Origin of the sequence: Allobosea sp. (assembly GCF_017308075.1) — a bacterium.
Lineage (GTDB): Bacteria > Pseudomonadota > Alphaproteobacteria > Rhizobiales > Beijerinckiaceae > Allobosea.
The window spans coordinates 1-11,201 of the sequence record NZ_JAFKFX010000014.1; the positions used below are offsets into that span (position 1 = coordinate 1).

The following is an 11,201-nucleotide window of genomic DNA, read 5'->3' on the forward strand; positions in this document are numbered from 1 at the left end:
GGCGGGTCGCTCGCCGGATGTCCTTCACGACCTGCTCTGCCGGTGCTTTCTCCGGCCCGGAGTTCGCTGCCGCGGTCCTTCGGTTCTGTCTCATCTGCGCTCCTGAATGGCTGCGATGATCCAGAAATCCTCCCTTCCCGAAAACCCCTGAACCGTCTCAAGGGCGCTGACGGCGGACAGTCAACGGGGGTGGATCAAAGAACAGAAGGTGGAAAAATACATTTGTGTCACATAACATTCATTTGTATGGTCCACGACATAATCACTGCCTCGCACCTGACGACGGCAGGGCGTTTCCTTCCGAGGAGGCGCGGTTGGGAGGGGAAGGCATGCGTCGAGTCGTACAAATTTCGGATACCCATCTCAGTCCGACCAAGCCGCATTTTGCCTGCAACTGGGAGCCGCTAAAGGGCTGGTTAGCGATCCATCAGCCCGATCTCGTCATTCATACAGGCGACGTGACGGTCGATGGTGCGGATCTGGACGAGGACATGAGCCATTGCCGGCAGCTCCTGGCGGAGATCGCCGCGCCGGTGCTGAGCGTTCCCGGTAATCACGATGTCGGCGAGGCCTATCACCCGCACCAGCCCGTCGACGAGCTGCGGCTTGCGCGCTGGCGCCGCCATATCGGGCCGGATTTCTGGACGAGCGACATCGAAGGCTGGCGGTTGATCGGCCTGAACGCCATGCTGTTCGGCAGCGACGAGGGCGAGGAGGCCCGCCAGCTCGCCTGGCTCGAGCAGGAGATCGCGCAGGCCGGCGGACGGCGCCTCGGCTGGTTCCTGCACCGGCCGCTGTTCATCGAAAGCCCCGACGAGGGCGATATGGGCTACTGGAGCGTGCCGCCGCGGCCGCGGGCGCGCCTGCTCGAGCTCGTCCGCAAGAACGAGGTGGCCTTCGTCGCCAGCGGCCATCTGCACCGCGCCCACGACTTTTCGGTCGATGGCACGCGCTACATCTGGGGGCCGTCTTCCGGCTTCGTGGTCGGGCCCGAGCTCCAGCCCGGCATGGCCGGCAGCACGACGCTGGGCGCGGTTACCTACACTTTCGACGGCAGCGACTACTCGGCCACCGTCCACGAGATCGCGGCGCTGAAGACGCTCTGGATCGACGACGTGATCCACGAAGTCTACCCGCCGCGCGCCGCCTAGCCGGCCTTCGCCCGAGACTTCACCGGTACCGGCGCCAGCTGGCGAGCCGGTCCCGACCAGACAGCAGAGCAAGCGAACGACATGGCAACAGTCGCACTGTCCTCCATCGCCAAATCCTTCGGGCCGACCCGCGTCCTCGGCGGTGTCGATCTCGACATCGCCGACGGCGAATTCCTGACGCTGGTCGGGCCCTCCGGCTGCGGCAAGTCGACGATGATCCGCATCATCGCCGGGCTCGAGCATCAAGACAGCGGCAGCGTCGCGATCGGCGGGCAAGGCGTCGACCATTTGCGGCCGCATGAGCGACGTGTGGCGATGGTGTTCCAGTCCTATGCGCTCTATCCGCATATGAGCGTGCGCCAGAACATCGCGCTGCCGCTGACGATGTCGCGGCTGCGGCTCTGGCAGCGGCTGCCGCTGCTCAGGCAGCTTTCGCCGGGGCGCCGTGAAGCGATGCGGGCGATCCAGGCGGATGTCGCGGCAGTCGCGGCACAGCTCCAGCTCGAACAGCTGCTTGATCGCAAGCCGGCTCAGCTTTCCGGCGGCCAGCGCCAGCGCGTCGCGCTCGGCCGCGCCATGGTGCGCAGCCCCGACGTCTTCCTGATGGACGAGCCGCTCTCCAATCTCGACGCCAAGCTGCGCGTGCACATGCGCACCGAGCTCGCCGAACTGCACAAGCGCCTCGGCGCCACCTTCGTCTACGTCACCCATGACCAAGTCGAAGCGATGACGATGTCGGACCGCGTCGCGATGATGGATTCGGGCATGATCCTGCAGCTCGGCACGCCGTCGCAGCTCTACGAGAAGCCGGCCTCGCTCAAGGTCGCCCAGTTCATCGGGAGTCCGGCGATCAATCTCCTGCCGGCGACGGTCGCTGCCGGCGGCCGCCTCGAACTGTTCGGCAGGCCGCTCGCGCTCTCGGTCGCGCCAGAGGCGGGGCAGGCGGTTACGCTTGGCGTCCGGCCAGAAGCGTTGGCGCTGGTCCAGGGCGAGCCGGGTGGAACCGGCAGCGCCTGGTTCTCCGCCCGTCTGCGGCGCAAGGAGAATCTCGGCTCCGAATACATCCTGCATTTCGAACTGGCCGGCCGCGACGCCAGTGGCGTCAGCATGCGCGTGAGCCCCGCCATCGCGGCGAGCGTCAGCGAAGCGGCCGAGCTTGCGCTCGGCTTCGACGAGGCGGCCTGCCACGTCTTCGATGCGCAGGGGCAGCGGATCGAGCCGCGCGGGCAGGGTTCGGCGACCGCTTCCGTCGTTCCGCTGAGGGCGTGAGATGACGCTCGTCCTGCCATCTCCCGCGCGCGTCGCCCCGGCCGCTGGCCGGCGGCTCCTGCTCGAACGGTTCACCGGCCTCGGCTTCGCCCTGCCGGCGCTCGCGCTGCTCGTACTGACGATTTTGGCGCCGCTCGCCGTGCTCGTCGTGCTCAGCGCCACGAACTACGAATTCGGCGCCGTCGACATGGACTGGGTCGGCCTCGGCAATTTCCAGAAGGCCCTGGCCGACCCGATCATCCGCCGCTCGCTGCTGAACACGCTGATCTATGTCGCGATCGTCGTCCCCGGCGGCGTCCTCGGCGGGCTTCTGATCGCGGTGCTGGTGCACCGGCGCGGCAAGATGCGCTCGGTCTACGAGGTCATCTACTTCCTGCCGGTCACCTCGACGCTGATCGCGATGGCGACCGTCTGGCAGTTCCTGCTGCATCCCTCGCTCGGCCCGATCAACGGGCTGATCAAATGGCTCGGCTTCGCACCCGTCGCCTTCCTCAGCGAGCCCACGACCGCGCTCGCGACGCTCGCCGTGATCGGCGTCTGGCAGATCCTCGGCTTCAACATGATCCTGTTCCTGGCCGGGCTGACCGCGATCCCGCGCGATCTCTACGAGGCGGCCGACATCGACGGTTGCTCCGGCGGCATCGACCGCTTCCTGACCATCACCTGGCCGCTGCTCGGGCCGACCACGATGTTCGTGGTGATCACGACGATGATCACCGCCTTCAAGATCTTCGACACTGTCGCGGTGATGACGCGCGGCGGGCCGGTCGGCTCGACGGAAGTGCTGCTCTACAACATCTATCTCGAGGGCTTCCAGTACTTCCACACTGGCTATGCCGCGGCGCTGACCTTCATCTTTCTCGCCGTCATCCTCCTCTTCTCGGCCGCCCAGACCTTCAGCCTCGACAAGAAGGTGCATTACTGATGTCCGGCGCCCCCCTGCCAGCCCAGGCCGTCACGCCCGCCCATTCGGTGCTGCGCCGCTTTGTCTCGATGGCGCTCGTCCATGGCGTGCTGGTCGCCGGCGCGATCTTCATGCTCGCCCCCTTCGTCTGGATGCTGGTGACCTCGATCAAGCCGCCGGCCGAGATCTTCAGCGGCGAGATCGCGCTCTGGCCGAAGCGGTTCTACGGCGTCGAGAACTACAGCCTGGCCATGGAGAAGGCGCCGCTGCTGCGCTTCGCGCTGAACGGCGTCATCATCTGCGTCGGCATCCTGGCGGTACAGCTGCTCGTCGCGATCCCCTGCGCCTATGCGCTGGCGAAGCTGCGCTTTCCCGGCCGCAACCTGCTGTTCGTCCTGATCCTGCTCGGGCTGTGCATCCCAGTCCAGGTGCCGGCGATGCCGCTCTACATCGCGCTCGCCCATCTCGGGGTGCTCAACACCTATTTCTCGATGATGGTGCCGTTCTTCCTGTCGGTCTTCGCCATCTTCCTGTTCCGCCAGTTCTTCCGCAGCTTTCCGGACGATATCATCAACGCCGCCCGCCTCGACGGCATGAGCGAGTTCGAGATCGTCTGGCGGATCGTCACCCCGAGCGCCTGGCCGGCCATCGCCGCCTTCTCGGTGTTCTCGGCGGTGGCGCACTGGAACGACCTGTACTGGCCGCTGATCGTCATCTCCGACGCCAAGCTCGCGCCGCCGCCGCTCGGGATGATGTTCTTCGCCGATGCGGAGAGCGGCTCTAACTACGGCGCGCTGACCGCCGCGGCGACGATCCTGACGGCGCCCCTCGTCATCGCCTTCCTGATCGCAAGAAGAAGATTCATCGACGGCATTACAATGACCGGCGTGAAATAACCCGACCTAGAAACGCCTAAGCCTCTCGAAAACTTATTTTCTCAAGGAGATACCTGATGAAAGCTTTCGGCAGAACGCTGGCCGCAGCGGCGTTTGCTCTGGCTGCCTCGACGGCGGCCCGGGCCCAGGAGGTCACGCTCGACGTCCTCTATGCCTTCCCCGCCTTCGCGAAGTTCCACGAGCCGATCGCCGCGGAGTTCATGAAGAAGAACCCCGGCATCAAGATCAATTTCCGCGCTCCGGCGGCAAGCTATGACGAAGGCCACCAGGCGATGCTGCGCCAGTCGGTGACCAACCAGCTGCCCGACGTCTACTATTCCGGCTTCCACCTGCTCACCGAGCTGGTCGAGACGCTCGACAAGCGCAAGCAGGTCGTCGACCTCGGCGCGCTGCTCAAGGCTGAGCCGGAAGCCTGGCGCAAGGCCAACTATTCCGATGCGCTGCTTTCCCTCGGCCAGGCCAATGGCAAGCAGGCGGGCCTCGCCTTCAACGCCTCGACCCCGCTGATGTACTTCAACGCCGACCTGGTGAAGAAGGCCGGCGGTGATCCCGAGAAGATGCCCGACAACTGGGCGGACGTCGTCGCCCTCGCCAAGAAGATCCGCACCGCCGACGTCGCCGGCCTCGCCTACAACATCCACGACTGGCCGGATGACTGGCTGTGGCGCGGCATCGTCCAGCAGGGCGGCCACACCCTGCTCGACGCGTCCGGCAAGAAGGTCGCCTTCGGGGGCGATGTCGGCCTGAAGGCGCTGGAGACGCTGCGCAGCCTCGTCACCGAGAACGGCATGCCGCTGATCGACTGGGACCAGTCGCGCCAGCAGTTCATCGCCGGCAAGATCGGCATCTTCTTCGACACGCCGGCCCGCCTGCGCCAGGTGACCGATCTGATCGGTGACCGCTTCACGCTGAAGACCGCGCTGTTCCCGATCGACGACAAAGCCAAGGGCACGCTGCCGACCGGCGGCAATGCCGCGCTGATCACCGCCAAGGACCCGGCCAAGCAGCAGGCGGCCTGGGAATTCGTTAAGTTCGTGACCGGTCCGGAGGCGCAGAAGATCGTCGTCGAGACCTCGGGCTACATGCCGACCAATCTGCGCGCCGGTGAGGACGCCTTCCTCGGCCCGTTCTACAAGGCCAACGGCAACTTTCGCACCATCAACGGCCAGGTCAACCGCGCCTCGCCCTGGCAGGGCTATCCGGGTGGCAACTCGGTCCGCATCTGGCGCCAGCAGCGCGAGGTCATCGCCGGCGTGATGCGCGGCGAGATCGCCCCGAAGGCCGGCCTCGAGCGCATGGTCTCCGAGACCGAAGCGCTGATGAAGTGAGCCGTCGCTCCTGAAATGAAAGCGCCGCCGCCCGGCCGTTCTGGCCGGGCGGCGATCCATTTTCGCCGCCCGGAATCCCTTTGATGATCATCGCCCAGCTCAGCGACTTCCATGCCCGCCCACATGGCCGCCCGGCCTATGGCATCGTCGACACCAATGCCGCGATCCGCGCCGCGGTCGATGCGGTGCTGGCGATGGATCCAAGGCCCGACTGCGTGCTCGTCACCGGCGATCTCTCGGATTGCGGCCTTGTCGAGGAATACGAGATCGTGCGCGCGACGCTGCGCGAGCTGCCGATGCCGGTCTATGCCGTGCCGGGCAATCACGATCGCCGTGAGACCTTCGCCGAAATCCTCGGCGCTGACCTTTCCTGCCTGCCGAGGGCCGGTTTCCTGCACTACACGGTCGAGGATTTTCCTGTCCGGCTGATCGGGCTCGACACCGTCGTCGCCGGCCAGGACGGCGGCGCGATCTGCGCCGAGCGCGAGGCCTGGCTCGCCGACAGGCTGCGCGAAGGCCGGGGCCGGCCGGCCCTGATCTTCATGCACCATCCGCCCTTCCGGGTCGGCATCGACGGCATGGACATCATGCCCTGCCGGGTCTCGCCGGATTTCGTCGAATTGATCGCGCGGCATCCGGAGATCGAGCGGGTCGTCTGTGGCCATTATCATCGGCCGATCCAGCTACGCTTTGCCGGCACGATCGGCTATGTCGCCCCGGGGACGGCACATCAGGTGGCGCTCGACCTGCGTCCGGGCGAAGAAAATCGCTTCATCATGGAACCGCCGGCCTTTGCGGTGCATGTCTGGCGGCCCGAGACGGGCATCGTCAGCCATCTCCAGCCGATCGGCGATTTCGGCCCGCGCCGCGACTTCGTCCTCGATCCCGCCTATCCGGGCCTGGCCCGGCCGGAGCCCAGCCATGCATGACCAGCGTCTCTCCCTTCTGCTCGAACGGACCGGCGTCCTGGCGCAGGACGTCGGCGCCCTGCTGGTGCGCATGCAGGGCCAAAGGCTCGACGTCATCCGCAAGGAGCTGCGCGACGTCGTGACCGCGGCCGACCTTGCCTCCGAGCGCATGGTGATCGACGGTCTGCGCGGGCTGACGCCCGACGCCGCGATCCTCTCCGAGGAAGCCGGCTTCTCCGGCCCGGCCGAGGGGCCGCGCTGGATCATCGATCCGCTCGACGGCACCGTGAACTATGCCAGCGGCCTGCCCTGGTTCTCGGTGACCATGGCCTATCAGGAAGAGGGGCGCACGGTGCTCGGGCTGACCCATGCCCCGCTCGCCGGCCTCGTCGCGCATTATGCGGATGGCGGCATCGCGACGGTCAACGGCGCCGCCGCTGCCGTCTCGGGGACGAGAAGCCTCGGCGACGCCGTGGTCTCGATCTGCCTGACTTCGCATTACGACACCCAGGAAGTGCAGCGCACGGTCGATGTCATCCGCTGCCTGTCGGAGCTCTGCCGCGGCGTGCGGGTCATGGTCTCCGGCGGCTTCGAGATGTCGCTGGTCGCGGCCGGCCAACTCGACGCCTTCATCGGGCTGAAGGCCGACATCGTCTCGCATGCCGCCGCGATGCCATTGGTGCGGGCGGCCGGCGGGCGGGTGACGACCGTCGCCGGCGTCGACTCGGTCGATGCCGATCTGGAGAAGATCGTCTCGAACGGGATGATCCATGAGGAACTGCTCGAGGCGATCCGGCGCGCCTGAGCCTTCAGCGCAGGGCGAGGTGGGCCGCGAAGCGCTGCCGCTTGCCGGCGAGCGCTTCCGTCATTGCCGGCAGCGGGGCGATCTCCTCCTCGCTCCCGGCAGCACCTGCGACCAGCGGCCCGCCGATGCCGTGGCGCGCCAGCCTTGCCGCGCCGAGCGCGGGGCCGACGCTGGCGCTCGGGGCGCGGCGCAGCGGCATGCCGATTGCGCTCGCCACCAGCTCCGACCACAGCCGGCTGCCGGCGCCGCCGCCGACCAGCGAGACCTGCGCGATCGCGGCTCCGGTCTCGTGCAGGGCGCGATGGCAGTCACCGAGCGCCATGGCGACACCCTCGAGCACCGACTGGACGAGATGCAGCCGGGTCGTCGCCATGCCGAGGCCCGAGAAGGTGCCGGTCAGGCCGCCATCGTCATGCGGGGTGCGCTCGCCCGACAGATAGGGCGTGAAGACCGGCGTCTCGTCGATCGGCAGGGAGGCCGCCTCGACCTCGCGCACCAGGGCCGGCACGTCGCCCGCGCCGACCAGCGCCGCGACCCAGGTCAGCGCCGCGCCGGCGCTGAGGATGCAGCCGTTCTGGGCAAAGAGCCCGGCGACGGCATGACGATGCGTGTGCATGCCCTGGCCGCGCGCCGGGAGGAAGCGGTCATTGGCGAGGAAATAGACGCCGGAGGTTCCGAGGCTGATCGAGGCCTGGCCGGCGGCGACGATGCCGGCACCGACGCCGCCGCTCATATTGTCGCCGGCGCCGCCGACGACCGGCGTGTCGCCCGGTATGCCCCAGCGCGCCGCCAGTCCGGTGCGCAAGGTCCCGCTGATCGCGTGCGAGGCGACGAGAGCAGGCAGCTGATCGCGCGAGAGGCCGCAGGCGGCGAGGAGTTCGTCCGACCAATGCCCGGCCTTGGTGTCCATCAACAGGGTCGCGCTCGCCTCAGTGAGGTCGCTCGCGGCGACGCCGGTGAGTTGCAGGCGCAGATAGTCCTTGGGCATCAGGACGCGCCGTGTCCGCGCCAGCGTCCCGGGCTCGTTCCGGGCGAGCCAGCGGAGCTTGGGCAGCGGGAAGCCGACCATGGCCCGGCAGCCGACCAGCCCGGCGAAATCTGGCACGGCGGCCTCGGCCTCGGCGCATTCGGCGCGGGCCCGCCCGTCATTCCAGAGGATGGCCGGCCGCAGCGGTTGGTCGGCTTCGTCGAGGCAGGTGACGCCGAGCATCTGGCCGGAGAGGCCGATCGCCCCGATCGCGGCCATGCGCGCCGGCTCGCGCGCTGCCAGAGTGTCGAGGGTCGCTTCGGCTGCCCGCCACCAGTCCTGCGGGGCCTGCTCGCACCAGAGCGGCTTTGGCCGCGAGATCTGCAGCGGCGCGCTCGCCTCGGCGACGATCGCATCCTGTTCGTCGACGAGAACGGATTTGACGCCGGAAGTGCCGAGATCGATGCCGAGGACGAGCGTCATCGCGCTTCAACCCCGGTGCAGCGCCAGCGCGGCGGCGGCGGCGTCTTCGTCGGTGATCAGCACGGAGGCGAGCCTCGCACGCAGCGCAGCGGCGATGATCGCGGCCTTGTTGGTGCCGCCGGAAGCGAGGATCACGGTCGGCAGGGAGCGCAGCGCCTCGAGCGGCAGGGCGATGGCGCGGCGGTTGATCGGATGGTCGATTGCCTCACCGTGCCGGTCGATGAACTGGCCGAGCATGTCGCCGACCGCCCCGTGCCGTGCCAATTCGTCGACGCCTACATCGCGCGGCAGCCCGTAGCGGACCAGGAGCGAGCGTTCGCTGAGATCGCCGGCGCTCAGGATCGCGATATCGGTGGCGCGGATGCGCTCGAAGGCGGCCTTGAACACGTCCTGGGCGAGGATGGTGTCGCGCGATTGCGGCGTGCCGGCATAGATCGGCGCCGCGAGGTAGTGGCATTCGGCCTGCCAGAGCCCGGCGAAAAGACTCGCGATCTCAAAGGTGTTGAGCTCGATGCCGTAGGTCAGCCCGCCCATCATCGAGGTGACGGAGAGCCCGGGATGCTGGCCCGGGCGGACATGCCGGATCGTCTCGCGCAGGGTGCCGCCCCAGCCGACGCCGAAGACGCCCTTGGGATCGTCCTCGATCAGCCGCGAGACGAATTCGCCGGCCGCCTTGCCGATCTGCGGGGCGATCTGCTCGCCATTGGCCGGTGTCGGGACCACCACCGCATCCTTCAGCCCGAAGGCGTCGACGAGGGTGCGTTCGAGCCGGACGCAGCTCTCCAGCCGGGAGTTGATGGTGATGTTGACGAGGCCGTTGCCGCGGGCCTCGACCAGCAGGCGATTGACCCTGAGGCGAGTCATCTTCAGGCGGTCGGCGATCTCACCCTGCGTCAGCCCTTCCATGTAGTAGAGCCAGGCGGCTCTGACCTCGGTCTGGGGATCCTCCGGCATTACGGCATCCTGATCGGCGGGCGGGAACTCAGCGGGCCGGTACGGCCCGCCGCGGGCGGGGCAGTCACTTCTCTGCGTGGCTTACATCGCCTGCGCGCAACTCGACAATCCAAGCCGTTCCGGACGCGGGGTCCATTTCGCCTTGACCGAGACTAATGTAATTGACAAAATACATTTGTTGAAGAGCCTTGCCGAGCCGGAGTGCCCGCCCAAAATGTCCCACGCCGTCTTCATCCATGCCGCTGGCGATGCGCGCGTCGCGCCCTTCAACCTGCGCGAGGGCGCGCCGGGGGAGACGCTCCTCGATGTTGCCGCGGTCGGCCTGTGCGGTAGCGACCTGCACTACTACAAGGATGGCGGCATCGGCTCAGCCGTCATCGCCCAGCCCTTCGTGCCGGGGCATGAATTCAGCGGCTGGCTGACCGAGGACCTGCCGGCGCTCGGTCTGGCGCGGGGTTCGCTCGTCGCCGTCGATCCCAACCAGGCCTGCGGTGTCTGCGAGCATTGCCGGAGCGGCCATCCCAATCTCTGCCCGCAGGTGGTGTTCATCGGAGCGCCGCCGCATGACGGGGCGATGACGGAACGGATCTGGGTGCCGAGCTCGCAGATCGTCGCCGTGCCCCAGCATTTCTCGCCGAGCGATGCGGTGATGCTCGAGCCGCTCGGCGTGGCCATCCATGCGGTCGACCTCGCCAAGCCGCGCCTGCTCGAGCGCGTGGCGCTGCTCGGCTGCGGGCCGATCGGGCTTTTGATCCTGCAGGTGCTGAAGGCGGTCGGGGTTGGCGAGATCCTGGCTTGCGATCCGCAGCCGCACAGGCGCGATCTGGCGCTGAAGCTCGGCGCGAGCAAGGCCGGCGAGAGCGTCGCCGACATTGCGGAATGGACCGGCGGCGAGGGGATGCCGCTGGTGATCGAAGCGACCAACGCACCGGAAGGCTTCAGGGACGCGATCCGCGCCGCACGGATCGGCGGGCGCGTCGTTCTGGTCGGCATACCCGACGGCGACAGCTATGTGATCCCAGCCGCCGAGGCGCGCCGCCGCGGCCTTACCATCAAGTTTTCGCGCCGGATGGGCCATGTCTATCCGCGCGCCATCGAGCTCGTCGCGCTCGGCAAGGTCGATGTCGAGGCGGTGGTCTCGCATCGCTTCTCGCTCAAGGAGGGCCCGGAGGCCTTCCGTCGTCACGCCAACAACGAGCCCGGTCTGATCAAGAGCCTGATCTACCCCAGCCGGTTTGATGATGAAGGTCTAAACTAGCGGGGTTGGCGGGTCGTGCGCTCGCCAATCGCCCATCGGCGCCCGATGTGTAATGAGCGATGCGTGGCGTGTCGGATCAATTGGGCCTGAATGCAAACGGAGGATTTTTTGGATCATCGCAGCCATTCAGTGATCCACTCCCGTTGAATTGGTCCACCCTGAAGTATGATGATGTGGAACGGCTCCGCTTTGCGGCATCGCTGATCCGGATTTGTGTTCCGGAGTGATGGTCATCGCGGAGGGGATTTTCCATGTCGCAGATTCAAGTTGTTGGCCTC

At 67.4% G+C, this 11,201-nt stretch carries 10 protein-coding genes; 8 read left to right on the forward strand and 2 right to left on the reverse strand.

Features of this window, described 5'->3' with window-relative positions; translation table 11 throughout:
- The first annotated feature begins 329 nt into the window (after nucleotides 1-329).
- The 7 genes from J0J10_RS00485 (at nucleotide 330) to J0J10_RS00515 (ending at nucleotide 7,261) form a co-directional block, all read left to right on the forward strand.
- On the forward strand, nucleotides 330-1,151 hold the full coding sequence (locus tag J0J10_RS00485; RefSeq protein WP_291644377.1) for a metallophosphoesterase family protein: 822 nt from the start codon (nucleotides 330-332) through the stop codon (nucleotides 1,149-1,151).
- 81 nt (nucleotides 1,152-1,232) lie between these two features.
- Complete coding sequence (locus tag J0J10_RS00490; protein WP_291644379.1) at nucleotides 1,233-2,420, forward strand: ABC transporter ATP-binding protein; 1,188 nt, start codon at nucleotides 1,233-1,235, stop codon at nucleotides 2,418-2,420.
- A 1-nt stretch (nucleotide 2,421) separates the two neighbouring features.
- Complete coding sequence (locus J0J10_RS00495; RefSeq protein WP_291644381.1) at nucleotides 2,422-3,345, forward strand: carbohydrate ABC transporter permease; 924 nt, start codon at nucleotides 2,422-2,424, stop codon at nucleotides 3,343-3,345.
- Nucleotides 3,346-3,413: 68 nt separating this feature from the next.
- On the forward strand, nucleotides 3,414-4,220 hold the full coding sequence (locus tag J0J10_RS00500) for a carbohydrate ABC transporter permease (RefSeq protein ID WP_465247136.1): 807 nt from the start codon (nucleotides 3,414-3,416) through the stop codon (nucleotides 4,218-4,220).
- 56 nt (nucleotides 4,221-4,276) lie between these two features.
- Nucleotides 4,277-5,548, forward strand: a complete 1,272-nt coding sequence (locus tag J0J10_RS00505) for an ABC transporter substrate-binding protein (protein WP_291644385.1) — start codon at nucleotides 4,277-4,279, stop codon at nucleotides 5,546-5,548.
- 83 nt (nucleotides 5,549-5,631) lie between these two features.
- Nucleotides 5,632-6,477, forward strand: coding sequence for a phosphodiesterase (locus tag J0J10_RS00510; RefSeq protein ID WP_291644387.1), 846 nt, complete (start codon nucleotides 5,632-5,634; stop codon nucleotides 6,475-6,477).
- Complete coding sequence (locus J0J10_RS00515; protein ID WP_291644389.1) at nucleotides 6,470-7,261, forward strand: inositol monophosphatase family protein; 792 nt, start codon at nucleotides 6,470-6,472, stop codon at nucleotides 7,259-7,261. Before J0J10_RS00510 ends, J0J10_RS00515 begins: the two co-directional genes overlap by 8 nt.
- A 4-nt stretch (nucleotides 7,262-7,265) precedes the next feature.
- Here the strand turns inward: J0J10_RS00515 and xylB are convergent, their stop codons facing one another.
- The gene (gene xylB / locus J0J10_RS00520; protein ID WP_291644391.1) at nucleotides 7,266-8,711 is read right to left on the reverse strand and encodes a xylulokinase; all 1,446 of its coding nucleotides are present in this window, start codon (nucleotides 8,709-8,711) and stop codon (nucleotides 7,266-7,268) included.
- A 6-nt stretch (nucleotides 8,712-8,717) separates the two neighbouring features.
- A complete protein-coding gene (locus tag J0J10_RS00525) occupies nucleotides 8,718-9,665 on the reverse strand; it encodes a sugar-binding transcriptional regulator (RefSeq protein WP_291644393.1) in 948 nt (315 codons plus the stop codon).
- A gap of 214 nt (nucleotides 9,666-9,879) precedes the next feature.
- Here J0J10_RS00525 and J0J10_RS00530 point away from each other — a divergent pair, with 214 nt between their 5' ends.
- Nucleotides 9,880-10,923 carry a zinc-dependent alcohol dehydrogenase gene (locus J0J10_RS00530; protein ID WP_291644395.1) on the forward strand — a complete coding sequence of 348 codons (1,044 nt, stop codon included), beginning with the start codon at nucleotides 9,880-9,882 and terminating at the stop codon, nucleotides 10,921-10,923.
- The last annotated feature ends 278 nt before the right edge of the window (nucleotides 10,924-11,201 follow it).

Bases quoted from the DNA above. Each gene is read 5' to 3' on its own strand.
- J0J10_RS00485 (WP_291644377.1), top strand. From the start codon at position 330: ATGCGTCGAGTCGTACAAATTTCGGATACCCATCTCAGTCCGACCAAG.
- J0J10_RS00490 (WP_291644379.1), top strand. From the start codon at position 1,233: ATGGCAACAGTCGCACTGTCCTCCATCGCCAAATCCTTCGGGCCGACC.
- J0J10_RS00495 (WP_291644381.1), top strand. From the start codon at position 2,422: ATGACGCTCGTCCTGCCATCTCCCGCGCGCGTCGCCCCGGCCGCTGGC.
- J0J10_RS00500 (WP_465247136.1), top strand. From the start codon at position 3,414: ATGGCGCTCGTCCATGGCGTGCTGGTCGCCGGCGCGATCTTCATGCTC.
- J0J10_RS00505 (WP_291644385.1), top strand. From the start codon at position 4,277: ATGAAAGCTTTCGGCAGAACGCTGGCCGCAGCGGCGTTTGCTCTGGCT.
- J0J10_RS00510 (WP_291644387.1), top strand. From the start codon at position 5,632: ATGATCATCGCCCAGCTCAGCGACTTCCATGCCCGCCCACATGGCCGC.
- J0J10_RS00515 (WP_291644389.1), top strand. From the start codon at position 6,470: ATGCATGACCAGCGTCTCTCCCTTCTGCTCGAACGGACCGGCGTCCTG.
- xylB (WP_291644391.1), bottom strand. From the start codon at position 8,711: ATGACGCTCGTCCTCGGCATCGATCTCGGCACTTCCGGCGTCAAATCC.
- J0J10_RS00525 (WP_291644393.1), bottom strand. From the start codon at position 9,665: ATGCCGGAGGATCCCCAGACCGAGGTCAGAGCCGCCTGGCTCTACTAC.
- J0J10_RS00530 (WP_291644395.1), top strand. From the start codon at position 9,880: ATGTCCCACGCCGTCTTCATCCATGCCGCTGGCGATGCGCGCGTCGCG.